The organism is uncultured Gemella sp. (assembly GCF_963537375.1).
Classification (GTDB): domain Bacteria; phylum Bacillota; class Bacilli; order Staphylococcales; family Gemellaceae; genus Gemella.
This window is the reverse complement of the sequence record NZ_CAUTDQ010000002.1, coordinates 49063-75360: the sequence shown is the minus strand read 5'-3', so window position 1 is coordinate 75360 and position 26298 is coordinate 49063. Positions and strand designations below refer to the sequence as shown.

Here is a 26298-nt window from a genome sequence, read left to right as displayed (position 1 = left end):
TATTTTAGATTCTGACTTCATAAAGTGCTGAGGTTACCATTTTCCTTCTAAGTAACTTTCATTTCTTTCTTTTGCCTGTTCGAAGATACTGTTGTATTCTTCTATCATTTCTTCTGTGTATTCCCCTTCAACTTGGTCACAGTCTAGAGAATAAAGTACTTTTTCAACTCTTTCATATACATCCTCTAGAGTAAACTCTTTATGAAGAAGTTTTTCTAATGTTTCCATACAGTTCGGATCGATTTTTGGATATTTGTAATTTATCTGTTGGTCTTTAATTCCGATATCGTAAAACTCATGCATTATGTTAGCACGTTTTTGTTGATCTCCAAATACACTGATGTATATAGAAACAACTACTGAATCTTTGATCTTTCTTTGAGCAATTCCAGCGAATTTCTTTCCATTTATGCTTAGGTCATAATCACCAGGGCAGTATGAATTAGTTATTTCAATAGCTTCAATTTTGTTAGCACCTTCTGGGAAGACGGCTTTGATAAAATCTGTCATTAGCTCATAACCTTCATTAATTGAAAAGTTTTCTTTTGGTTTATTCATAATGATTGATAAATTTAATATACCTTTATCTGAAATTATCCCTAGCCCTCCGATATTTCTAACAGCTGGAATAATATTATTTCTATAAAAAGCGAATAATGCTTCGTCGAAAAATGGAACACGTGTATCTGGAGCTCCAATTATTGCTGAGTTCGGTAGTGTGTACATGTGTAAAATACACTCATCATTCCCAGAAATTGTACGTAAAAACATTTCATCAGTAGCAATAGGTATTAGGGGATTTACAATATTTAATGTTTTATAGACATTGAATTTTTTATTTCGAATAAGATCTAGCATAGCTACTCCTTCTAAATTTGTCGATAATATATATAACTTAAAAATTAATACTTTATCATTATAATTTAAGAGATTAATTTATGCAAGGCTTTAATTAGATTAGGAAATAAAAAAAGGAGACGGGAGCGACTCAAAAATCGTGATTTCGTAGAGATCGATTTTGTCGAGTCGACCCCGCACAGGTTATTAGATATCTAAAAAGCTTTTGTAAAGCGAATTTAGATATCAATAAGCCACTGCGTCTATGAGTTCTCATACACACTTTATTAAAATTTAGGACTTTTGGGTCAGCCCATCTCAAATTATTTTATAGGTTAAGTTTGTAATCTTCTGGTTTAATAATTGGTACAATTTTTGTAAATAGTTTTACGAAGAAGAAACCAGAAACTATTGGAATTAGTGCGAAGACGATAGCTGCTTTTAATATTTCTAAAGCACTTCCGTCAGTAGTCGCAAGGTGTGCTAATGGTCCAACTAGACCACTGAATCCAAATCCAGCACTCATCGATGTACCTTTAATGTTTAGTATTGCGGCGAATACTCCTGAAACAGCAGCACTACAAACGACCGGTAACATAATTTTTGGCTTAGCAAAAATATTTGCCATCGAGATTTTCGGAGATCCGATAAAGTGTGCGAAGCAAACTCCTTTAGAGTTAACTGCCCATCCTGCTATTGCAAGTGTGAATCCACAAGCACAGATTCCAAGGTTTGCAGCTCCTGAAGCTATTCCATCTATATTAATCGCGAGAGCTACCCCAACTGATGTAATTGGAGAAACTACAAGACACGCGAAAATAATCGCGATAAGAATAGTAAGAATGATAGGTTGTAATGTAAGTAGGTGTTTAATTCCATCTCCTAATAATTTAGTTACTCCAGAGAAGAATGGAAGTGTATATCTACCAATACCTCCGATAATAACAAGTGTTAATGGAGGTAGGATGATTACAGCATAGTTTTTAGCTTTATCTCCAATTAGAAGGATGAATATTGTTGCTAATGCAGCTGTAAAGATCATAGTTACGATATCTCCAGAACCTTTTAACATAAGTCCTGTTTTGTCTGGAGTAGGGATAATTGAACCACTCGCAAATAGAGTAGCTAATCCTATAGATACACTTTGTACTGGAGTAAATTTAAAGAATAATCCAATAATAATTCCTGAAGCTAAACCTATCATAGCATTGGAAATTGTTATTGATAATGATAAAAACGCAAGTGCAGGATAAACCTTACCTATATATTTAAGTAGTTCACCAAGCAAGGCACCTGGTACTAAACATAGAACTGTTCCTAGGGCGATACCATTAAGGACGTTCATAGTAAAATTCTTAATAGAAATTTTCTCTTTCATAAACATCATCTCCTTTATGTATTCGTTACCTAAAAAGGTTACTAATTATTATAGCGTAAAATATATATTTTGTACATTAAAATTTACTAGTTTTGAAATAATAAATTAGGAATAAATTAAAAAAAAAAACTGACTTAAAAAAAGCCAGTTTATTAATAATATTATAGAGCTGTAAATGCAGCTGTAAATCCAAAAATTATGCCTGGTGAGTTGGCTATAACTATTGGCCAATCACGTTTTTCTCCTAGTAGACCATAAAGTACCCAAAGAGTACAGTTTATTCCTGCAACGAAAGGTTGAATAAAGTCTCCTTTATGACCGTGTATATTTTCTGAAATTTGTGGTATATATGATATATACATTAGCATAGCTGTGAATGTTGCTACCCAACTAAGTATTTTTAAAAATTTTGTATTCATATTATCCTTCTCCTTTCAAAGTATTGAAATATACTAACATATATAAATATACTAACATATATTAAAGGATATTTCAAGTGAACTTATTAAATATTATAATTGAAAAGGATTTAAATTAAATATAATCATGAAGTGATACATATTTATAGAGAAAATAGTTTGTTTAGTTTGATTTGTATAGTTCGGTATATTATAGTATAATGTAATTTAAAATAACTAAGGAGTTTTAAAAGATGAAAGTATTAAGAAAAATACTAGCGTTATTAATAGTATTAGCTCTTTTTGGTGGTGGAGCAACATATGCGTTAACACCAAGTGAAAGTATAAATAATTCAGAAAAATTAGCAAATCATGATGCTAAGATTAAGTTGGAGGATCTAAATGAAGATTTTATTTCAAATCTTAAATTAGTTGATTCAAATATTAAAACATCATTGAAAATTAATAATAATACATTTCTATCTATATTTAAGAATGCTGTACCAGCCAGTTCGGAATTACTAGATGGAAACTATAAGCTGGTCGATAATCATATTGAAGCAAAGTTACCTGTTAAATTAGGACCTTGGAATACAATTATTAATACTAATATAAAAGTAACTGGTGCTAATAATAGTGTAGATTTAATATTGGAAGATGCTAAAATTGGTAAGGTGCCTATTCCAAATTTTGCTTTAGAAAAATATTTAAAAGAAGCACTTACTGGAAGTGGCGCAGGGGTTAACGGTAATACTATTACTATTAAATCACTTGACTTACCAGTTGTTGTTGATAATATAGAGGTTACTGAAAGTAATATTAATGTGACTGCATCACTTAGTAGAGAAAAAGCCTTGAAATATGCTGCGGAGAATTTTAACGCATATCGAAGAGTATAAAAAATATTAGACTTTTGAAAATGAACAATTATTAGAAGAACTTCTACATATGGAGTCTTTCTAATAGCAGGTTTTTAAAAGTCTTTTTTTTAATTTCATGATATTTTCAGATAATTTCAAATTAAATTCACATAAAAGACTTGAAAGTTTTATCTTGATGTAATATAATATACATATCGTAAATAAAGACAAGACGACTATGTGGAGTTTTAGAGAGAAACTGGTAGGTGGAAAGTTTTATAGAAGCATAGGAGTTATCACTTTATTGTGTAATAATTTTAATAGAACAAACAAGTGCTCTTGGTAGGAGTTAAAAGAGGTGGTACCGTGGATACATTTCGCCCTCTATAACTTTTACTAAGAGTTTTTTATTTTGAAAGGAGAAAAAATGGTAGAATTAAAAGATACATTATTAATGCCAAAAACGAAGTTTCCAATGCGTGGAAATCTTCCAAATAAAGAACCTGAATTCCTAAAACGTTGGGAAGAAATGGATTTATACAACAAAATTTTAGAAAAAAATGCTGGGAAACCTTCATACGTACTTCACGATGGACCTCCATATGCGAATGGTAACATTCACATTGGACACGCATTAAACAAAATCTTAAAAGACTTTATTGTTAAATATAAAAATATGAATGGTTTTGTTTCACCATATGTCCCAGGTTGGGATACTCACGGTCTTCCAATCGAACAAGTATTAGTAAACAATGGTGTTGATAGAAAATCTATGCCAGCTAATAAATTTAGAAATAAATGTAAAGATTATGCTTTAAAACAAGTTGATAAACAACGTGCTGACTTCAAAAAACTTGGAGTATTAGGTGATTGGGATAACCCATACTTAACTTTAGATCCAAAATTTGAAGCTGAACAAATCCGTGTATTCGGTAAAATGGTAGACAAAGGATATATCTACAAAGGATTAAAACCTATCTACTGGTCACCATCATCAGAATCTGCATTAGCTGAAGCTGAAATCGAGTACCACGATCACACTTCACCATCTATCTATGTTGCTTTTGACTTAGTTAGTGAAAATGGTGCAGTAGAAAAAGGAACTAAGTTTGTTATTTGGACAACTACTCCTTGGACATTACCTGCAAATTTAGGTATTGCTGTTCACCCAGACTTTGAATACCAAGTTGTTAAATATAACGGAGAAAGCTACTTAGTAGCTAAAGAAAGAGTAGCATTCTTAGCTGAAAAATTCGGTTGGGAAAACTATGAAACAGGTGAAGTATTAGTAGGTAAAGACTTAGAGTACTTACTATGTCAACACCCATTCTTAGACAGAACATCTACAGTAATCTTAGCTGATTATGTAACACTTGATTCAGGGACTGGTTTAGTACACACTGCTCCTGGACACGGGGTTGATGACTATCTTGTTGGTCAATTACAATACAAACTTGGAGTATTATCACCAGTTGATAATCAAGGTGTTCTTACAGAAGAAGCTGGACAATTCGCTGGTAAATTCGTATTTGATGCGAACAAAGACATTATTGCGCACTTAGCTGAAACTGGAGCATTATTAAAACAAGAAGATATTACTCACTCATACCCACATGACTGGAGAAGTAAAAAACCAATTATCTTCAGAGCTACACCACAATGGTTCTGTTCTGTTGAAGCATTCCGTAGTGAATTACTAGAAGCTGTAGATAACACTAAATTCTACAGTGAATGGGGTAAACCAAGATTATATAACATGATTCGTGACCGTGGTGACTGGGTAATCAGTCGTCAACGTGTATGGGGTGTGCCAATTCCTGTATTCTACGCTGAAAACGGAGAAGAAATTTTAGATATCAAATTAATCGAGCACGTAGCGAAAATTTTTGAAGAAGAAGGATCAAATGTTTGGTTCTACAAAGAAGCTTCTGAATTATTACCAGAAGGATACACTCACCCAGGAAGTCCAAACGGAGTATTCACTAAAGAGATGGATATCATGGACGTATGGTTCGATTCTGGAACATCTCACCAAGGATGTTGTGCAATTCGTGAAGACTTAACTTACCCAGCTGACTTATACTTAGAAGGAAGTGACCAATACCGTGGATGGTTCAACTCTTCACTAATCACTTCTGTAGCGGTATCTGGAGTAGCTCCATATAAAGAGTTAGTATCTGCTGGATTCGTAATGGATGGTAATGGTAACAAGATGAGTAAATCATTAGGTAACGTTATTTCTCCTAACGATGTAGGTAAAGAATTAGGTGCTGAAATTATCCGTCTATGGTCTGCAAGTGTTGACTATACTCAAGACGTTCGTATCTCTAAAGATATCTTAAAACAAGTGTCTGAAACATACAGAAAAATCAGAAATACTTTCCGTTTCTTACTAGGAAACTTATTCAACGGAAGCTTCAACAATAAGACTGATCTTGTTGCGTATGAAGACCTTGAAGAACTAGATAAATACATGGTTCTTAAATTCGAAAAAGTTGTTGCGAAAGTTTTAGATTACTATGAAAACTATCAATTTAACAGTATTACTACTGAACTAATCAACTTCTTCAACGTTGAATTATCTTCATTCTACCTAGACTACGGTAAAGACATCCTTTACATCGAAGGTGAAGATTCTCACAAGCGTTTAAGTATGTTAACAGTTCTTTACACAGTATTAAGTAAATCTGTTAGATTACTTGCTCCAATTCTTTCATTCACTGCTGAAGAAGTATATGACAACATGCCATACGAAGATGCTGAGTCTGTTCACTTAACAGACTTCCCAGCTAAAAACGTAATCGAAGATGCTGCGTTAGAAGCTAAATGGGATAAACTTCTTGAAGTTCGTGATGATGTGAATAAAGCATTAGAAGAAAGCCGTAATGAAAAAGTTATTGGTAAATCTTTAGAAGCAGCTGTTGAAGTATACAGTAATGATGCAGAAGTAGTTGAGTTATTAAACTCTGTTGATAACTTAAACCAATTCTTCATCGTAAGTAAAGTAGCTGTTAAAGAAAACGATGGTGTAGCTTATGATCTTGCTACTGTTAAAGTAACTAAAGCTGAAGGACACCGTTGTGACCGTTGTTGGAACATCGTAGATGAAGTAAACGAAGAAGGTTTATGTCCACGTTGTGCTAGCATCTTAAACAAGTAACATAATATTCTTACAAAGAACTTAGGTTAATTTTTAATCTAAGTTCTTTTTTTTACATTTTTTTATAACGAGTCCAAAAAAATGGACAGATAGATTGTTATAATTAAATCACAAAACGAAGAGGTGATTTAAAATGGAAAAAGATTATATTACGATTACAGGGATGGAACACTATTTTGGAAATAAAATTTTTAAAGTAGGAGATGTTATCAGTTGTGAAAAAGAGTTTGATAATGATTATGATGAAGAAGCAATTAAAGTTATGATGAAAACTTTTGGTAAAGTTGGTTATGTAGGAAACTCTTGTAGAACTGTTGCAAAAGGTACGAAAAGTGCAGGAAGAATTTACGATAAAGTTGGAGATAAATTTTTTGTAAAAGTTTGTTTTGTTACTGGAGGTTCAGTTATTGGAGAAGTTCTAAAAAGAGATGAAAATAATCACAAAAATGATAGAAAAATTAGTGAATAGTTGTTATTATATACATAAGTGTATATAAGGAGCAAAATTTATGGAAAAAGGAAGATATCAAAAATTAAAGCTATTATACTTATTAGAAATACTAAGAGACTATAGCGATGAAAATACTTATTTAAGTGTGAAAGAATTAACTACTTTACTCTTAAAAAAAGAAATTATTGTTGAGAGAAAAACTCTATATAAAGATATAGAATTACTACAAGATTATGGATTTAATATCGTTGTTGAAAAGAATGGTCGTGAGAATATCTATGCATTAGTAGAAAGAGAATTTGAGCTTGCTGAGGTGAAGATGCTAATCGATGTAATTCAGGCGAGTAAGTTTCTAACTGTAAAAAAATCACGAGATCTAATTTTAAAATTGAAGAAATTAGCAAGTAAAAAACAAGCTCAGAAAATTCAAAGACAGGTATATTCTTTCGAAGAAAATAAATATATAAATGAAAATATTTATTACAATGTCGATGCAATTCATAATGCAATTGCAGAAAATAAGCAAATTGATTTTAATTATTGGCAATGGAATTATAAAAAACAGATGATTGATAGAAAAAATGGTGAAATCTATAATGTAAGTCCATTCGCTCTTGTATGGAATGATGAAAATTATTATATGGTTGCTTTTGATGCTAAGACAGAGTTGATAAAAAATTATCGTGTTGATAAAATGCGAAATGTTGTTATTCCTAATGATGACAGAGTGGGTCATGAAAAGTTTCAAAAAGAAGATATATCTAGTTATTCGAAGAAAATATTTGGTATGTATGGTGGAACTTTAGAAAAAGTGACTTTAGAGTTTAAAGAATCATTAATAGGAGCAATCGTTGATAGATTTGGAAAAGATATTATTATTCATAAAAAAGATGATATTTATCAAACTTCTGTAGAGGTTATGTGTAGTGGTCATTTCTTAGGTTGGATTTTCTCTTTAGGTAACGATATAGAAATATTAGCACCTCAAAATGTTCGAGATTTATATATTGAGAAAGTAGAGGTGTTATTAAAGAAATACAGATAAACGAGAAGGATGAATGAGAATGGATAAAAATATTGTTTTGTTAGATATCGTAGAAACTGATGTAACGAAAATTGTTTCTGTTTCATTAAAAAGAATAAAAATAACGGATAGATTTGAAGTCATAGAAGATAAAAGTTTTCATTGTAAAATGGAGTCTGGGGAATATTTGTTTGATTTGGAGAATACTCTGGAAAGTTATTTTAATAATATACCATCAGAAATAGATGTTAAAGTTTTTATTTGGCATAAGGAGAAGAAGGAATTAATAGATAAATATTTTTCTTTTCTTAGTGATAATAAATTTGAATATATTCAATCTAAACTTATAAAAGTAGGATTAACAAATGGTAATAATCCTGTTAAATATTCTATGAAAAAAGTATTGAAGCTATTTGAGATTGAGTATGATAAAAATAACTTGGGTGTTCCTAGATATGCAGTAGATATATTTTATCAAATTTTTGAAAGGCTTTTAGTTTATTTCGAACGTAGAAGTGAAATTAGTGCTTTTTGTAAAATGGAGAGTGGTTTGATACATGAAGCATCCTGCAGAACATTGAAAAAATCTACTAATAAACTTTCTTTAGATTGGATGGAATTTATTTGGGGAGATTTTCGCTTTTGTAAACATTGTTGTAGTTTTGAGATTAAGGGACCTTTTTATAAAAATATGACCAACAATCAATTAAAAAATGAAGGTATATTTTTAAAGAATATTAAAATAATTAATGATGGTGGCGAGTCTTGTAACGAAGATAAAGGTTCTCGAGAATTGTTATTGGATGAGGATAATACAAATAAAGATTATGTAATAGATGATACTTTAAAAGAGATAAACGAAATCATAAGTAGTAAAAAGACAGAATATGTTGCTTTACCTAATGGTGAAAGAATAGAAATTTTTAGAGCGAATGATATGTTGAACTATAGTGCAAGAAAACTAATGGAGAAACAAAAAACAGAGACTTCCCCTTTAAAAAACAATGCTATAAACTACCAAATTTTACTATACAAAATTGGAGAAATTGGTGAAAATAAAGTATTAGATGAGCTGAAGTATAGTTTTTATCCTATGCACATTATTAAAGATATCTCTATAAATATTGGGGAATTCCAGTGCCAGATTGACTTTGTTATACTAACTAAGAGAGCTATGTACTTAATTGAATGTAAAAATACGAAATCTAATGTAAAAATTGATGGAACAGGAAGTTTTTATCTTATAAACGAAGGTAAGAAGAATAGAACTTTTAGTGTATTAAATCAAATAGAGAGACAAAAAAATATTTTAGAACAATTAGATTTGGGAGTAGAAATTAAAGAAATGTATCCTATAGTAGTTTATGCAAATGAGGAAACTGGAATAGAAATAGAAGATAAGGATGCATTAAGAGGAATTGATGTAATTAATCTAGATCGTTTAAATAGTCTTATTAGAGAAAAGGAAAAAGATTTAAAAGAAATATATACTGTGGAAGAAATTGAGAAGATAAAGAGTAGTCTAATTAATCCTGATTTAAAAAATAACGATTTCTTAGAAGAGGATACTGTGAAATGGGAAGAGTATGAACTTAGATTATTATTAGAAAAAAATATCAATGAGAAAAAAGCATTAGAAAAAATTGCTGAGAAAACTGTATTAAAGAATGTAAAAAGTGAATTTAATGGTTCGAAAATATCAATATCAGAATTCGAAGATGTATTGAAAAAGTATCTAGAGAGAAAATCAGAAAAATTAGGAGTTACTTCATCCTCTCTAATGACTGAGATTATGAGAGATGAGATATTAGAGAAAATGCCAACGACGCCTAACCAATTATCCAAATTATTGGTCAGTAATAGTATCTATTTTCATAAAATTTCGAATGATTTATTAGCGATGATTAATAATGTTAAAACTGTAATGATTTAAAGAATAATAAGAGGCTGATAGAATAGATTAAAAATGAGATTATTATATAATCAAGTTTTAGAGTCTATTCTATTATTTTGCACTTCAAAATCAAAAAATATATAAATTCATTTAGCTTTATTAGTTGGATAAAAAACGTAGTTAATATCAACTTAAAATCGTGTTATTGTTGTTGCTTTAAAGATAAATGAATGTTATAATTAAGAGATGAATTATAATATGATTATAAAATCATTTAATAGAAAAATATGTCGGAAGGAAAATGTTAATGGCTATTTTAGGAAAAATATTTGATGCTAACAGAAGAGAAGTAAAAAGCTTATCAAAATTAGCTGATAAAGTATTAGCTAAAGACGAAGAATATTCAAGTCTTAGCGATGAACAATTAGTAAATAAAACAGAAGAATTTAAAGCTTATATCCAAGAACAAAAAGAAAAAGGTAAAGAAACACCGGATATTCTAGATAAAATTTTAGTAGATGCATTTGCTGCAGCACGTGAAGGAGCATTCCGTTCTTTAGGAATGAAACCATATAAAGTTCAAATCATGGGTGGTATCGCACTTCACCGTGGGGATATCGCAGAGATGAGAACAGGGGAAGGTAAAACTCTTACTGCAACAATGCCTGTATACTTAAACGCATTAGCTGGAGAAGGGGTACACGTTGTTACAGTTAACGAATACTTATCTCAACGTGACGCTCAAGAGATGGGAGTTTTCTATAACTATATGGGACTTTCTGTAGGTCTTAACTTAAACTCTTTAAACTCTGAAGAGAAAAGAGCAGCATACAATGCTGATATTACATACTCAACAAACAATGAGTTAGGATTTGACTATTTAAGAGATAACATGGTTAAAACAGTTGAAGCTCGTGTTCAACGTCCATTAAACTATGCTGTAATCGATGAGGTTGACTCAGTTCTTATCGATGAAGCTCGTACACCACTTATTATTTCTGGTGAAGGACAAGAATCAACTTCACTTTACCAAGTAGCGAATGCTTTCGTTAAAACTCTGAAAAAAGCAGAGGAAGAAGATGGAAGTGATGGAGATTATACTTTAGATATTAAAACTAAAGCTATTCAACTTTCTGAAAATGGTATTGATAAAGCTGAAAGTTACTTTGGATTAAAAAATCTTTATGAATTAAAAAATGTTGATTTAACTCACCACATTAACCAAGCGTTAAAAGCAAACTACACAATGGCATTAGACGTTGACTACGTAGTTGCTGAAGATGGAGAGATTTTAATCGTTGACCAATTTACAGGTCGTACAATGCCTGGTCGTCGATTCTCTGAAGGATTACACCAAGCTATCGAAGCTAAAGAAGGTGTTCCTATTCAGAAAGAAAGTAAAACAATGGCGACTATTACTTTCCAAAACTTCTTCAGAATGTATAAAAAACTTAGTGGTATGACAGGTACTGGTAAAACAGAGGAAGAGGAATTTAGAAATATTTACAACATGTTTGTAACAACGATTCCTACAAACAGACCAATCCAAAGGATTGATGCACCAGACTATATTTACTCAAACATGGAAGCTAAGTTCAATGCGGTAGCTCAAGAAGTTAAAGAACGTTATGACAAAGGACAACCAGTTCTTTTAGGTACAGTTTCTATTGAAACGAGTGAATTAGTATCTAAATTATTATATAGATACGGTGTACCTCACAAAGTTCTTAATGCTAAACAAAATGAAAGTGAAGCAGAAATTATTAAACAAGCTGGTCAACGTGGTTCGGTAACAATCGCGACTAACATGGCTGGTCGTGGTACGGATATTAAACTTGGTGAAGGTGTTCGTGAATTAGGTGGACTTGCCGTTATCGGTACAGAACGTCACGAATCTCGCCGTATTGACAACCAGCTACGTGGGCGTTCTGGACGTCAAGGGGACCCTGGTTACAGTAGATTCTATCTGTCTCTAGAAGATGAGCTTATGGTTCGTTTCGGAGCTGATAGATTACAAAAAATCATGGGTAAAGATGTAGATACTCCGCTTGAAAGTAGAATGGTAAGTAGATCGGTAGAAAGTGCTCAAAAACGTGTTGAAGGTAATAACTATGACTCACGTAAACAAGTACTTCAATATGATGATGTATTACGTAAACAACGTGAAATTATGTATGCTGAAAGAAATGAAGTATTAGAAAATGAAGTAGTTACTGATATTATCCAAGAGATGATCGGTGATGCAGTTGATAAAACTATGGCATTTATCATTGAAAACTTAGAAGCGCATAGTGAAAAAGAAGAAACAGAAGAAATCATCAAATCACTTAACGAGAAATTCTTAGGTCAAAAACCTATTACTGAGAGTGAATATTCAGATGTTATGTCTGATGATGAAATTCGTGAATTAGTATTACACAGAATTAATTTAGAGTTAGCTGAGAAACGTGAGTTACTTGGTGATGAAACTATGAATTCATTCGAGAAATACATTCTTCTTAATGCAATTGATGATAGATGGACTGATCATATCGACCAAATGGATCAACTTAGAAAAGGGATTTTCCTACGTTCTTATGGACAAATTGATCCGCTTCGTGAATACAAAACTGAAGGTTACCAAATGTTTGAGGACATGATTGATGATATTCAAGTTGAGGTTGTTACTAACCTAATGCGTATTAGAGTAGAACGCCACGAAGAAATCGAGATGAAACAAGAACCAACGAACCTTGTAACTAACGATAGTAAAGAACATATTGCTCGTGGTCCAGTTAAGAGTGCTTCTCGTGAAGAGAAAAAAGCTCGTATCGAAGAGCGTAAACAACGTATCAAAGAGTTAAAAGCTCAAAAAGATAAAGAAACTAATTAGTAGTTAATTGAAAGAAGGAGACTTAAGTAAGAGTTTCCTTCTTTTCATGGCTTTTATAATATTATAAGGAGGTAGTATTATGAATAATATAGAAAAACTAAGAGAAATAATAAAATCTAACGATAATATTGTCTTTTTTGGTGGTGCTGGTGTATCTACAGAATCTGATATTCCAGATTTTAGAAGTGCTAATGGTGTATTTAGTGTAGAACTTAATCGTCATTTCACTCCAGAACAGCTAGTATCAAGAACGATGTTCGTTAAGTATCCTGTAGATTTCTTTGATTTTTATAAGAAGCATTTGGTCTATCCTGATGCTAAACCGAATAAGGCGCATTATTATTTAGCGGAGTTAGAAAAACAAGGTAAGTTAAAAGCTGTTGTTACTCAAAATATAGACACACTTCATGAACAAGCAGGAAGTAAAAATGTTTTGAAACTACATGGAAGTGTGGATGCAAACTATTGTACGAAGTGTAAGTCTTTTTATAATTTAGAGGATTTCTTAGCTAAGACTGAAGAAATACCTAGTTGTGGTAAATGTGGTGGGGTTATAAAACCTTATGTAACTCTTTATGAAGAAGAACTTGATATGACGGTATTTAATGCTGCGATTAACTTTATAGAAAAAGCTGATGTATTAATCATTGGCGGAACTTCATTAAGTGTGTATCCTGCTGCTAACTTATTACATTATTTTAGAGGTAAGCATTTGATTGTTATTAATAAAACTTCTACACCACAGGATAATATGGCAGATCTTGTTATTAATGGAAAAATCGGTGAAGTCTTCTCGAAATTAGAAGAAAGAGAAGGAGGACTGTAGATGTATTTATTTAGAAAATTAGCTTGGTTTATGAAGCTAGAAAAGAAACGTTATAGTATTGGTATTATAGCCTTGATTTTAGTAAGTATTTTCAACTTGATTCCACCGAAAGTTATCGGTACAGTAATTGATAGAATTGAATCGGGGAATCTGACGAATAGTCAGCTATTTTTAAATGTTGGTTATTTAGTATTAGCTGCTCTGGCTATGTATGCTCTTCGTTATGTTTGGCGTGTGTATATTTTTGGTGCAGCATATAATTTAGGTCGTATTTTAAGATCAAGATTATTCGAACATTTTACAAAGATGTCACCATCATTCTTCCAAAAGTACCGTACTGGAGATTTAATGGCACATGCAACAAATGATATAAACTCAGTAGCAATGGTTGCAGGTGGTGGAGTAATGTCTGCAGTTGATGCTAGTATTACAGCTTTAGTTACACTATTTACGATGATATTCTTAATAGATTTCAAATTAACTTTAATAGCGATTATTCCCTTACCATTTTTAGCGTATGCTACTAACTATATTGGAGATAAAAACTATGAGAGTTTTGAAGAAGCGCAAGAATCTTTTTCTGATTTGAATAATAAGGTTCAAGAAAGTGTTTCAGGGATAAAAGTTACGAAATCATTCGGTTATGGTAACGATGAAATTAAGAGTTTTAAAGAAGTTAATAAAAAAGTATTCGGAAAGAATGTTATTGCTGCTAAGTATAATTCTTTATTTGATCCAATGGTATTAATCTTCGTTGGGTTATCTTATACACTTACTCTTGTCTTTGGTGGTATCTTTGTTTCTAATGGAGAGTTATCTGTTGGTGAGTTAGTAACTTTCGTTACATATCTTGATATGTTAGTATGGCCGCTTCAAGCAATTGGTTGGTTATACAATATATCACAACGTGGTGAGGTGTCTTATAAACGTATTGAGAGTTTATTAGATGAAGTAAATGATGTAAATACTAATTTAGATAGTAAAGTTAAAGCTGAAAATGGAAGATTAGAGTATAATATCAACAACTTTGAATTTGAAGAAGGTAAGCCTGTACTGAAAGATATTATGTTTGCTATTGAAAAAGGTCAAACTCTAGGTATTGTAGGTGTGACTGGTTCAGGTAAAACTACGTTACTAAGATTGTTACTAAGAGAATTCAATATTAAGTTGGGTAATATCTTACTTAATAATAGAGATATTGCTGACTACAGTCTAAGTGACTTAAGAAAACTTATCGGATATGTACCGCAAGATCAGGTACTATTCGCTATGTCGATTAAAGAAAATATTCGTTTTGCTAATCCTCAAATCGATGATAAGAAGGTAGAAGAGATTACAAAAATTTGTGGACTGTATGATGATATTATGGCTATGCCAGAGAAGTTTGATACGATCGTTGGTGAAAAAGGTGTTAGTCTTTCTGGTGGTCAAAAACAACGTTTAGCTATGAGTCGTGCTTTGATTATTAATCCTGAGATTCTAATCCTCGATGATTCGTTATCTGCTGTCGATGCTAAGACGGAGCACATTATTTTAGAAAACTTAAAAGAACAACGTAGTGGTCAAACTAATATAATTACTGCTCACAGACTATCTGCGGTTGTTGAAGCTGATTTAATAATTGTTTTAGGTGATGATACTATTATTGAAAAAGGTACTCACGATGAGTTAATAGCAAATAACGGTTGGTATAAAGAGACTTATGAAAGTCAACAGATGGAAGAAAACTTGAAAGGAGGAAGTGAAGATGTCGAAAAGTAAAACATTTTTTAGATTAATGCGCTATATGTTCCGATATAAAGGACTATCGATATTAGCATTATTATTTATACTACTAACTTCTATAGTAGCGACAGCAATTCCTCTTTTAGCACAGTATTATATTGATAATTTTATTACAAAAAATATAGCTAAAGCAGGGTTATATATATTAATAATTTATTTTGGGTTATTTATTCTAAGAGTAGTGTTTACATTTTTAGGTGAATTCTACTTTGCAAGAGTAGCTCATAGTATAGTAAGAGATTTGAGAAATGATAGTTTTATTAATTTGCAAAAATTAGGAATGTCATATTTCGATAAAACGCCTGTAGGTTCTGTAGTATCAAGATTAACTAATGATACACAAGCTGTTGCAGATATGTTTGGAACGATTTTCTCTAGTTTCTTAAATACTATTCTTATGTTTGTAGTAACACTTTCTGCGATGATTGCTTTAAGTTGGCAACTTACTATTTATATGATATTATTCATTCCTGTTATGGTTGGTTCTGTATATATGTATCAGAAGTTATCTAGTAAACTTATAGAAATTTCTCGAGCGAAAATTAGTGAAATGAATACGAAGTTATCTGAATCAATCGAAGGTATGAAGATAATTCAAGCATTTAACCAAGAACAACGTTTAATAGATGAATTTGGAGAGGTTAATAATGAACACCTTCGTTATTACACTAAATCATTAAAAGTTGATAGTTTGTTACTACGACCTGCTATGGCGTTATTCAAAGTATTAGCATATGGAGTTATTGTTACGTACTTTGGGTTAAGTTTTGAGAGCGCTGGTTTTACAGCTGGGATAATTTATGCATTTATTCAATATACGAATCAACTTTTCAATCCGTTAATTGAACTTATGCAAAATTTCTCGATTCTTCAAACATCTATAATTTCTGCAGGACGTGTTTTTACATTAATAGATAATGAAGAATATGAGCCTGAGCAAAAAGAGAGTGACTATAAAATTTCTCGTGGTGATATAGAGTTCAAAAATGTTAGCTTCTCTTATGATGGTAAACGAGATGTTCTTAAAAATATTTCATTTAGCGTTAAAAATGGAGAGAGTATAGCGTTTGTTGGAGCTACTGGTTCTGGTAAATCTTCTATTATGAATCTATTCCTAAGATTCTATGATTATGATAGAGGAGAAATACTAATTGATGGTGTTGATATAAAAGACTACAGTGCTAAAGAACTGAGAAATAGTGTTGGATTAGTTCTACAAGATCCATTCCTATATCATGGAACTGTAGAGTCTAATATTAAGATGTATAACGAAAGTTTAACAAGAGAAGATGTTATAGAAGCGGCTAAGTTTGTCGATGCACATAACTTTATTGACAAACTAGAGGATAAGTATGATAGTATTGTTACAGAAAGAGGTTCAACTTTTTCTAGTGGAGAAAGACAACTTCTGACATTTGCTAGAACTATAGCTAGTAAGCCGAAAATTCTTATACTTGATGAAGCAACTGCAAATATCGACTCTGAAACTGAAGAACTGATTCAAAATTCTCTTGAAAAAATGAGAAAAGGTAGAACGACTATAGCGATTGCTCATAGATTATCTACTATTCAAGAGTCTAACTGTATATATGTATTAGATAAAGGTGAGATTATTGAATCTGGAACACACGAAGAGTTAATAGCTCTAAAAGGAAATTATTACAAAATGTACCAACTTCAGGCTGGTATGTTAAATAAATAGAATTTAACTGGAAGTGAATTAAGTAACTTCCAGTTTTTTTATTTTGAAAACTGAAGTTATATATAGTGTTGGTTAACATAAATTTAAAGTATTAAATGTAATGAGTAAATTATTATATTAAAAATAAATTGTAATTAATAAAAACATAGAACTTATAGCTATTTTCTTGCATTTAATCTAGAAAAAGCTTACAATTAATGTATTAATTATAAACAAAATTAATCTTAGTATCATATTATGAAAGAAGGGTATACAGTTGAAAAAATTTTTAGGGGAAAAACAAAATAAGTTTTCACTAAGAAAATTAACTATTGGAGTTTGTTCGATGACAATAGGATCTTTTTTTATGGTGTCAACTATTCAACCTGAAGAAAATATTGTAAGAGCTGCGGATAATGCAGTGGTTCACTACAAATATGTGGGAGAGGACAATCTTACAGATAAAGAGAAGGAGTTGGTAAAAAAAGAAGTACCGAGTATTGTAAATAACACGGAAGAAACATATTACTTAGTATTTAAACCAACCCAAACAACACAACTAAATAAATTACCTAATACTGGTTTAAATTATGGAGTAGGAAGCATGATCCTAGGAGGAATGCTAGGACTATTAGTAGTTGTTGTAGCAAAAGGTAAAAATAAATCACGTAAAATACTATCAATACTGTTAGTTACTAGTATGGGAACGACTACTCTAGAGTTACCGGTTAGAGCTATGGAAGACTTAAAATTATCAATCTATAACATGGATTATAACCTTAAAGTTGGAGATAAACTTCCTAAGATTTCTTCGATTCCTGGATATAGTTTTGTTGGATTTATTAAAAATGAAGGTGAAACTAAAAAAGTAAATGAAGAAGTTAAAGAAAATGTTACGTCACAACAAAATACTAAAAAACAACCACAATTAAATAGAATTACGAATACAAATGCAACAGAAATAAAACAGGAAAATAAAACAACATCAAATAATGTTGATAAAAAAGAAGATAGAAAAGTATTAGGGGTTAATACAGTGAATCCTCAAGATGAAGTGTTAGCTGGAAAACTGACTAAACCTGAATTATTATATACTGATAAAACAGTAGAAACGCCTATACAATATAATCAAGTTATAGAAAATAATAACCAGTTACCTGAAGGAACAACAAGAGTAAAGCAACATGGACAAGCAGGTAAAAAGATTGAGGTTATTAGAACATTTACCGTAGAGGGAAAAGAAGTTTCTAGAGAGTTAATTTCTACTAATACAGAAGCACCGGTTTCAGAAATTATAGAAAAAGGAACGAAAAAAGTAGTCAGTACTGTTACTCCAAAAGGTGAAAAATTAGTAAAACCAGCTGTCGAAGTAAAACCTGAGTACACAGGAGTACAGGCCGGAGCAATAGTCGAACCAGCAAAAACAGAAGCACCGAAAGAGTATACGGGAGTACAAGCTGGAGCAATAGTCGAACCAGAAAAAGTAGAGACACAATATGGTGGAGTTACTTCTGGAGCATTGGTAGAACCAGAGAAAGTAGAACCACCGAAGGAATATACAGGAGTACAATCTGGAGCGATAGTCGAACCAGCGAAAGTGGAAGCGCCGAAAGAGTATACAGGAATACAAGCCGGAGCAATTGTTGAGCCAGAAAAAGTAGAGCCACCGAAGGAATATACAGGAGTACAATCTGGATCGATAGTGGAACCTGAGAAGGTAAATCCGCCAAAAGAGTATACAGGAGTACAAGCAGGGGAAATAGTCGAACCAGAGAAGGTAGAATCACCGAAAGAGTACACAGGAGTACAATCTGGAGCAATAGTTGAACCAGAAAAAGTAGAGCCACCAAAAGAATACACAGGGAAAATCGAATCACCGAAAACAGAGAGTCCAAAACCTGCGGTAGAGTCTAACAATACAACAGAAAACAATAATGTAGAAAAAAATGCTAGTGCACTTCTTCGAATGAGTTTTGTTAAAGACAACAAAGTATTATCAGGAACGGGTTCAGCTACTTTTATAGCTCCTAATGTATTGGTGACAGTAGCGCATAATTTTATTAATAATTCTTCAGATAACACTACTGGTGAATTTAGAGGAGATAAAGCTAAAAACACATATGAATGGCAAACACCTGATGGACAAAAAGGTTCATTCACATCAAACGATATACACTTCTATAATCAAAAAGATTATCCAAAAGGATTTATCTACGATTTAGCAGTTATTAAATTACCTGAATCTACAAGAAGACCATATGCCAACTTAGTAGAAAATTACTCTAAAGTAAATGTTAATGATAAGTTAAATGTGTATGGTTATCCTAGAGGAGAGTATACTCACTTAAAAGATACTACTGTAGAAATGGAACAAAAATACGCTAATAATACTTATGGGGTCCAATACCAAGGTGGAAAAGCTGGTATGAGTGGTGGAGGAATCTTTAACTCTAAAGGAGAAGTCATTGGTATACACCAAAATGGAGCTGAAAATCGTTCAGGAGGATTGATTTTATCTCCAACACAATTAGCTTGGATTAGAAGTATTATAAATGGTAAAGAAATTACACCTAAATATGATGCTCTTGAACGTCATAAAGATGAGAAAAAAGATGACACTAATGAAGAGAAAGAAATTGTTAAAAAATTAGAACTTAGAAATATTTCTTCTGTTGAACTATATTCAAAAGATGGTACTAAGTATCGTCATGTAACTTCACTTGCGTCTTTACCAAATAATCCAGAAAATTACTTTATGAAAGTTAAATCAGAGAACTTTAAAGATGTGATGCTTCCAGTTACAAGTATTACTAATGATAATAAAGATAATAAAGATGTTTATAAGATTGTAGCGAGTGTAAATAATCTGATACAACATGAAAATGATAAAGTACTAGAAAATTATACATACTATTTACCAAAAACGCAGAAAAGTGAAGCGGGAGTTTATACATCATTCAAAAATTTAGTCGATGCAATGAATAATAATCCAAATGGAGAGTTTCGCTTAGGTGCAACTATGGATGCTCGTGAAGTTGAACTTCCAGATGGTCAAGAAAGTTATGTGAAGAATGTATTCCACGGTAGACTAATAGGTCAAAATAGTAATAAGTATTATGCTATATATAATCTGAAAAAGCCATTATTTAATGTTTTAAGTAATGCTAGAGTACAAAATCTTTCACTAAAAGATGCTAATGTTTCTGAAAAATACAATGCTGCGACAATAGCGAAGGAAGCAATTAACGATACTCGTATTGAAAATGTTCATGTTGATGGAGCAATAGCCGGGGAACATGAAATAGGAGGATTAGTATCACAAGTAAATAATTCTACTATTTCTAACAGTAGCTATACAGGTAGAATAACTAATACATATAAAACCGTTGCTAGTTATCAAATAGGAGGTTTAGTAGGTAAACTTTCTGGTTCGAGGGGATTAATAGATAAGTCGTTTGCATCAATTGATTTAGCATCAAACGCAACTAAAGGGGATCAATCTATTGGTGGAATAGCTGGTGCAGTAGAAGATAGTGCACTAATTAGTAATAGCTACGCTGAAGGAAATCTTAATAATGTTCAACGTTTTGCAAATGTTGGTGGAGTAGTTGGTAATCTTTGGGATCCAGTAGGAGGATTAGAGAAATCTGGTCGACTTACTAATGTACTAAGTGATGTTAATGTTACGAACGGTAATGCAATAACTGGAAAAGATTTCACTAACATGCAAGCAAATCATGTATATAGCAATAAAAATAATAAGGTTGTGAACGTAGTACAAGAAGATGATGAAATCTTAACTAAGGATTCTACAGTTCAAAGAGGAGAAGTATTAGAAGACGCACAGATTAGAGAGAAAAAAGCTGCTTTTGTTACAAAAAATACTATTAAAACAGAAGATTTTAATTTTTCTTCTAGATATGTAACTGACTATAAAAAACTTGAAAATGCCGTTTCATCTAAAGAAAAAGTATATAAAAACATAGAAAAACTATTACCATTCTACAATAGAGAGACAATAGTTAAGTACGGGAATTTAGTAGAGACAAGTAGTAATCTTTATAATAAAGAATTATTATCTGTAGTTCCTATGAAAAATAATGAAGTAATTAGTGATATTAACAAAGATAAATCAAGTATAAATAAACTATTACTATATTACGCGGACAATACAACAGAAACGATAAATTTAGAACATCAAAGTGATTTTTCAAATGTAGCAGAGTATAGAATAGGTAATACAAATTTAATTTATACACCGAATACATTACTTCGCAATTATGATAATATTTTGGAAAAAGTATTACCAGCATTAAATAGTGTAGAATATAAATCAGAGGCAATAAGAAAAGTATTAGATGTTTCTAATGATGTTAGCTTAACGGAGTTATATTTAGAAGAACAGTTCAATACTACAAAAACTAATTTGAAAGATAGTTTGACAAAACTTCTTACTGCAGACGCTGCAATAGCACAAAATAACAATAAGATAATAGATAATTATGTAATCGAGAAAATTAAAAATAATAAGGAAGCATTACTTTTAGGATTAACATACTTAGAGCGTTGGTACAATTTTAAATATGGTGAAACAAAAGCAAAAGATTTAGTTATGTATCACTTGGATTTCTTCGGAAAATCAAATAGCTCAGCGTTAGATAATGTTATCGAACTAGGTAAATCTGGATATAATAATCTACTAGCAAAAAATAATGTTATAACTTATAATGTATTATTAGCGAAAAATTATAAAACTAATAATTTATTTGATGCATTAGAAAAATATAGAAAAGCTTTCGTGCCAGATAAAACAAATAACGAGTGGTTCAAAGATCAAACTAAAGCTTATATTGTAGAAGAAAAATCTACGATTAAAGAGGTAAGTGATAAACAATCAAAAGCAGGGACTCCACAATCTATAGGGGTATATGATAGATTAACTAGCCCATCATGGAAATATCCAAGTATGGTGTTGCCGCTATTAACATTACCTGAAAAATCGGTGTTTATTATAGCGAACATTTCGACAATAGGTTTTGGTGCTTATGATAGATATAGAAGTAAAGAACATCCAGCAGGAAATAATTTAAATGACTATGTTGAAACAAAAGCTAAAGAAGCGGCTGTTAGATTTAGAGATCACTATGATTATTGGTATAAAATATTAGATGATAAAAATAAAGAAAAATTATATAGAAGTGTTCTAGTCTATGATGCATTTAGATTTGGTACAGATGAAATGGAAGATAAAGTTACATACCAAGCTGATTTTGAAACTGATCATTCAGCAATAAAACATTTCTTCGGTCCGGCAGGAAATAATGTTGTTCATAATTCTAATGGAGCATACGCTACAGGAGATGCATTCTATTATATGGCATATCGCATGCTTGATAAAGATGGTGCGGTAACTTACACACACGAAATGACTCATAACTCAGATAGAGAAATTTATCTTGGAGGATATGGAAGAAGAAATGGACTTGGACCAGAGTTTTATGCTAAAGGATTGTTACAAGCTCCTGATCATCCATATGATCCTACTATTACGATTAACTCTATTTTGAAATATGAAGAATCAGAGAATCCAACTAGACTTCAGGTTAATGATCCTACGGAACGCTTTAAGAATGCTGAAGATTTACAAAAATATATGCATAATTTGTTTGATGTAATTTATATGCTAGAATATCTAGAAGGTAATGCAGTTGTTAACTTAGATATTTCTAAGAAAAATGAATTGTTAAGAAAAATAGAAAATAAATTTGAAATAGATCCAGATGGAAGTAAAGTTTATGCAACTAATGTTGTTCGTTACTTAAATGAAAACGAGCTAAATAAATTAACATCATTTAACAGTTTAATTGAAAATGATGTTATTACAAGGAGAGAATATGAAAATGGAAATGATAATACCTTTAAACGAAATGGTTATTATACAATTAAACTATTTTCACCAATATATGCAGCTTTAAGTAATAATGAAGGAACACCGGGTGATTTAATGGGACGACGCATGGCGTTTGAATTGTTAGCTGCGAAAGGATTTAAAGATGGTATGGTACCATATATTTCTAATCAATATGCGGAAGAAGCAAAAGCAAAAGGTAAAGTGATTAAGTCATATGGTAAGGAAGTCGGTAATGTAACTGATGAGTTAGTACTTCAAAAAGTATTTAATAATCGTTACTCATCTTGGGTAGAATTTAAAAAAGCGATGTATGAAGAGCGAAAAGCTAAATTCAAAAATCTAATAAGTATTAGCTTTTATAATCCAAATGTAAGTTTCTCAAGAAATAGTAGGGTAACAATAACTAATATAGATATGCTTCGTAATATGATAACTGAAGCGGTCAAAGCTGATGCGGAAGATGAACTAGCAAAAATGTATCTTGAACAAAGTAGAGTTCATAAACTTAAACGAGCAATCTTTAAAGCGTATCTTGATAAAACTAAAGATTTCAGAACTTCTATTTTTGGAGAAGAATAAAATATTTTATAATACTCTTAATAATAAGGATATGAGATTTTATGTCTCATATCCTTATTACATATAAAGAATAAATTTTTATTGTTTTTTTGAAGTGTGATATAATAGAGTCAAAGAGTTAAAAGGAGATTTCAATTATGATAAAAGTTGAAGTGTGTGCAAATAGTGTTCAAGATTGTTTAATTGCTCAAAGTGAAGGTGCTGATAGAATAGAGTTAATTAGTGCTAGCTACTTAGGAGGATTAACACCTACAACAACTGTTCTAGATATGGTACTTGAAAGTGGAGTAGAAATTCCTATAATGGCGATGGTGAGACCAAGGGGAGGCGGTTTTTGTTATTCTAAATTAGAAAAAGAACAAATGTTTAGAGAAGCAAAAGAACTTTTAAAACATGGTGCTAATGGAATAGTTTTTGGGTTCCTTACTGAAGATAGGAAGATTGATTGGATTGAAACTGAGAAAATGATAGAGCTTTGTGATAGTTTTGGAGTAGAGAGTGTTTTTCATAGAGCGTTTGATTGTTCAGATGAACCAGAGTATAACCTACAGCGTTTAATAGGTCTTGGTTGTACTAGAGTTTTAACGAGTGGACTAGGAGCGAATGTTAATAGGGGTGCTAAGTTGTTAAAATATCTTCAAGAAAAATATGGTCAACATATAGAAATACTTGCAGGTGCTGGTATTTCAACGGACAATATCGAAAAAATTATTACTAAAACAGGGGTTACACAGGTGCATGGAACATTTAAAAAGTATGGGGTAGACGTAACGACAACTGCTGACGATGTAACTTATAGATACACAGAAAAAGGGGATTTTGAAGAAGTTGATCCTGTACAATTAGCAAAAGCGATAGAAATAGTTAGAAATATAAATAAGGAAGAGATTAATGTTTAGTAATATTCATCATATAGCGATTATTGGAACTAATTATAAAAAAACTAGAGAGTTTTATGTGGATAAATTAGGGTTTAAAGTAATAAGTGAGTACAATAGAAAAGATAAAAATGATATTATTATAAATGTACAACAGGGTAATTTAGTATTAGAAATTTTTATAAAAGAAGATGCACCGATTAGACCGAAGATGCCAAATCCAGAACATACAGGGTTAAGACATTTAGCGTTTAGAGTTGATGATGTCGAGAAGGTATTAGAAAAGTTTGATGAACTTGGTATTATTCATGAATCATTAAGATATGATGATTTTGATAATAAAAAGATGGCATTTTTCTTTGATCCAGATGGATTACCTTTAGAAATACATGAATAATAAAATAAAACTCCTGAACCGCTATGGAAAAGGAGTTTTATTTTATATAATTTATATATCAATTTTTGTTCCGATATTTGCTTTTATGGCCTCTTTTATTATATAGTCGGCGCATGCTATATCAAATACGGCACTCCCAACTGATTTGAAGATTGTCATTTCATCTTTACTAGTTCGACCTTCAATAGAATTTAAAACTAGTTCTCCAAGTTCTCCTTTGAAATCTTTGAGAGAAATTAGTTTGTTTTCTAAAGGTTGAAGTATGTCGCCAGCTTCACTAAGAACACCATCTTTTGTATCAAAGTAAATTTTATTGTTAGAATTTATTATTTCAGAAGGAAGTTCAACCATATCGTAAGTAAATGACCCTATTCCGTTAATATGAACTCCTTGTTTTAAGTGTTTAGCAGAGAAGGTTGGTGTTAATGAAGTAGTTACTGTAGTTATTATATCTGAATCAATAGTAGCATCATTAACATTTTCGTAGGCAATAATGTTAGTAGAAAAATCAATAAGTTCTTCTTTGAGTTTTTCTACAAATTTCTTAGTTTTTTCGAAGTTTCTTGCAACGACTCTGAGTTCTGAGAGATTTCTTATTGTTAGTAAAGCACGAGCTTGTTCAAAAGCTTGTCCACCTGTACCGATTAGTGTTGCTATTTTGCTATCTTTATTGGCTAATAAATCAATAGCAGCACCTTGTAAAGCGGCTGTTCGTAAAGCTGTTAAATAAGTTCCGTCTATAATTCCATTTACGATACCTGTTTTTTCATCTAAAGTAATCATAGTAGAAGGAACAGAAGGCAAGTTTATTAAAGAATTATCAGGGTAAACTGATACTATTTTTATTCCAATGCTATCTGATTCAGAAGATATTTTTCCAGGCATAAATAATACTTGTCCATTATTTCTTTCAGATATAATAGGAGTCCTCAGAGGAATATCTGTTTTATTTAAACTATAATTTTTAGCGGCTTCTTTACAAATTTCAATGGCTTTTTCCATAGAGATGCATTTTTGAACATTTTCTTTATTTAAAATTATCATAATTGTATTCTCCCAGTCTGTTTATTTATATAATAATTATATCATGATGAGAGAAGTATAGTAAGAGATAGTTGAAATATAAGAATAATATAATAAAAAATCATTAGAATATATGGGAGTGACTCAGAAATCGATTTTGTCGAGTCGCCCCCACACAGTTTATTAGATATCTAAAAAGCTTTTATAAAGCGTATTTAGATATCAATAAACCACTGCGTCTATGAGTTTTCATATAAATCTTGTTAAAATTTAGAGATTTTGGGTCAGCCCCATAAAATATCCGTGTTTGTAGTTAAATGTATAATTAATTAAGATTAATATTA

Annotated in this window: 16 protein-coding genes; 12 read left to right on the top strand and 4 right to left on the bottom strand. The window is 31.3% G+C overall.

Annotated elements, in window-relative coordinates; all coding sequences use genetic code 11:
- Positions 1 to 33: 33 nt before the first annotated feature.
- From RYK99_RS00970 to RYK99_RS00960, 3 genes are all read right to left on the bottom strand, one after another.
- Positions 34 to 858, bottom strand: coding sequence for a lipoate--protein ligase family protein (locus RYK99_RS00970; protein ID WP_271986956.1), 825 nt, complete (start codon positions 856 to 858; stop codon positions 34 to 36).
- 307 nt (positions 859 to 1165) lie between these two features.
- On the bottom strand, positions 1166 to 2215 hold the full coding sequence (locus tag RYK99_RS00965) for a PTS transporter subunit IIC (RefSeq protein WP_048802727.1): 1050 nt from the start codon (positions 2213 to 2215) through the stop codon (positions 1166 to 1168).
- Positions 2216 to 2376: 161 nt separating this feature from the next.
- Complete coding sequence (locus RYK99_RS00960) at positions 2377 to 2634, bottom strand: SemiSWEET family transporter (RefSeq protein WP_314989303.1); 258 nt, start codon at positions 2632 to 2634, stop codon at positions 2377 to 2379.
- Between the two features lie 233 nt (positions 2635 to 2867).
- On the opposite strand from RYK99_RS00960, the gene RYK99_RS00955 reads away from it, so the two are divergent.
- The 12 genes from RYK99_RS00955 (at position 2868) to RYK99_RS00900 (ending at position 24931) form a co-directional block, all read left to right on the top strand.
- Positions 2868 to 3512: a hypothetical protein gene (locus RYK99_RS00955; protein ID WP_048802729.1), complete on the top strand. Its 645-nt coding sequence runs from the start codon at positions 2868 to 2870 to the stop codon at positions 3510 to 3512.
- 388 nt (positions 3513 to 3900) lie between these two features.
- On the top strand, positions 3901 to 6633 hold the full coding sequence (gene ileS, locus RYK99_RS00950) for an isoleucine--tRNA ligase (protein ID WP_314989301.1): 2733 nt from the start codon (positions 3901 to 3903) through the stop codon (positions 6631 to 6633).
- Between the two features lie 133 nt (positions 6634 to 6766).
- Positions 6767 to 7102, top strand: coding sequence for an HIRAN domain-containing protein (locus tag RYK99_RS00945; RefSeq protein WP_048802731.1), 336 nt, complete (start codon positions 6767 to 6769; stop codon positions 7100 to 7102).
- A 40-nt stretch (positions 7103 to 7142) separates the two neighbouring features.
- A complete protein-coding gene (locus RYK99_RS00940; RefSeq protein ID WP_314989299.1) occupies positions 7143 to 8129 on the top strand; it encodes a WYL domain-containing protein in 987 nt (328 codons plus the stop codon).
- Positions 8130 to 8148: 19 nt separating this feature from the next.
- Positions 8149 to 10041, top strand: coding sequence for a nuclease-related domain-containing protein (locus RYK99_RS00935; protein ID WP_314989297.1), 1893 nt, complete (start codon positions 8149 to 8151; stop codon positions 10039 to 10041).
- Positions 10042 to 10309: 268 nt separating this feature from the next.
- Complete coding sequence (secA, locus tag RYK99_RS00930; RefSeq protein WP_314989295.1) at positions 10310 to 12874, top strand: preprotein translocase subunit SecA; 2565 nt, start codon at positions 10310 to 10312, stop codon at positions 12872 to 12874.
- Positions 12875 to 12953: 79 nt separating this feature from the next.
- Complete coding sequence (locus tag RYK99_RS00925; RefSeq protein ID WP_314989293.1) at positions 12954 to 13700, top strand: NAD-dependent protein deacylase; 747 nt, start codon at positions 12954 to 12956, stop codon at positions 13698 to 13700.
- Positions 13701 to 15461, top strand: coding sequence for an ABC transporter transmembrane domain-containing protein (locus RYK99_RS00920; protein WP_314989291.1), 1761 nt, complete (start codon positions 13701 to 13703; stop codon positions 15459 to 15461). It abuts the gene before it with no gap.
- Complete coding sequence (locus RYK99_RS00915) at positions 15448 to 17187, top strand: ABC transporter ATP-binding protein (protein ID WP_314989290.1); 1740 nt, start codon at positions 15448 to 15450, stop codon at positions 17185 to 17187. Before RYK99_RS00920 ends, RYK99_RS00915 begins: the two co-directional genes overlap by 14 nt.
- A 256-nt stretch (positions 17188 to 17443) precedes the next feature.
- Complete coding sequence (locus RYK99_RS00910; RefSeq protein ID WP_314989288.1) at positions 17444 to 23656, top strand: ZmpA/ZmpB/ZmpC family metallo-endopeptidase; 6213 nt, start codon at positions 17444 to 17446, stop codon at positions 23654 to 23656.
- A 137-nt stretch (positions 23657 to 23793) separates the two neighbouring features.
- Positions 23794 to 24555 (top strand): copper homeostasis protein CutC, encoded by a 762-nt coding sequence (locus tag RYK99_RS00905; protein ID WP_314989286.1) that lies wholly within the window; start codon positions 23794 to 23796, stop codon positions 24553 to 24555.
- Positions 24548 to 24931 carry a VOC family protein gene (locus tag RYK99_RS00900; RefSeq protein WP_314989284.1) on the top strand — a complete coding sequence of 128 codons (384 nt, stop codon included), beginning with the start codon at positions 24548 to 24550 and terminating at the stop codon, positions 24929 to 24931. Before RYK99_RS00905 ends, RYK99_RS00900 begins: the two co-directional genes overlap by 8 nt.
- A 51-nt stretch (positions 24932 to 24982) precedes the next feature.
- Here RYK99_RS00900 and RYK99_RS00895 read toward each other — a convergent pair whose 3' ends face one another.
- Positions 24983 to 25975: an ornithine cyclodeaminase family protein gene (locus RYK99_RS00895; protein ID WP_314989282.1), complete on the bottom strand. Its 993-nt coding sequence runs from the start codon at positions 25973 to 25975 to the stop codon at positions 24983 to 24985.
- Positions 25976 to 26298 lie beyond the last annotated feature (323 nt).

Excerpts from the sequence above, each read along its gene's own strand:
- RYK99_RS00915 (WP_314989290.1), top strand. The coding sequence starts at position 15,448 with ATGTCGAAAAGTAAAACATTTTTTAGATTAATGCGCTATATGTTCCGA.
- RYK99_RS00895 (WP_314989282.1), bottom strand. The coding sequence starts at position 25,975 with ATGATAATTTTAAATAAAGAAAATGTTCAAAAATGCATCTCTATGGAA.
- secA (WP_314989295.1), top strand. The coding sequence starts at position 10,310 with ATGGCTATTTTAGGAAAAATATTTGATGCTAACAGAAGAGAAGTAAAA.
- RYK99_RS00970 (WP_271986956.1), bottom strand. The coding sequence starts at position 858 with ATGCTAGATCTTATTCGAAATAAAAAATTCAATGTCTATAAAACATTA.
- RYK99_RS00900 (WP_314989284.1), top strand. The coding sequence starts at position 24,548 with ATGTTTAGTAATATTCATCATATAGCGATTATTGGAACTAATTATAAA.
- RYK99_RS00965 (WP_048802727.1), bottom strand. The coding sequence starts at position 2,215 with ATGAAAGAGAAAATTTCTATTAAGAATTTTACTATGAACGTCCTTAAT.
- RYK99_RS00925 (WP_314989293.1), top strand. The coding sequence starts at position 12,954 with ATGAATAATATAGAAAAACTAAGAGAAATAATAAAATCTAACGATAAT.
- RYK99_RS00945 (WP_048802731.1), top strand. The coding sequence starts at position 6,767 with ATGGAAAAAGATTATATTACGATTACAGGGATGGAACACTATTTTGGA.
- RYK99_RS00955 (WP_048802729.1), top strand. The coding sequence starts at position 2,868 with ATGAAAGTATTAAGAAAAATACTAGCGTTATTAATAGTATTAGCTCTT.
- RYK99_RS00960 (WP_314989303.1), bottom strand. The coding sequence starts at position 2,634 with ATGAATACAAAATTTTTAAAAATACTTAGTTGGGTAGCAACATTCACA.
- RYK99_RS00920 (WP_314989291.1), top strand. The coding sequence starts at position 13,701 with ATGTATTTATTTAGAAAATTAGCTTGGTTTATGAAGCTAGAAAAGAAA.
- ileS (WP_314989301.1), top strand. The coding sequence starts at position 3,901 with ATGGTAGAATTAAAAGATACATTATTAATGCCAAAAACGAAGTTTCCA.
- RYK99_RS00935 (WP_314989297.1), top strand. The coding sequence starts at position 8,149 with ATGGATAAAAATATTGTTTTGTTAGATATCGTAGAAACTGATGTAACG.
- RYK99_RS00940 (WP_314989299.1), top strand. The coding sequence starts at position 7,143 with ATGGAAAAAGGAAGATATCAAAAATTAAAGCTATTATACTTATTAGAA.
- RYK99_RS00905 (WP_314989286.1), top strand. The coding sequence starts at position 23,794 with ATGATAAAAGTTGAAGTGTGTGCAAATAGTGTTCAAGATTGTTTAATT.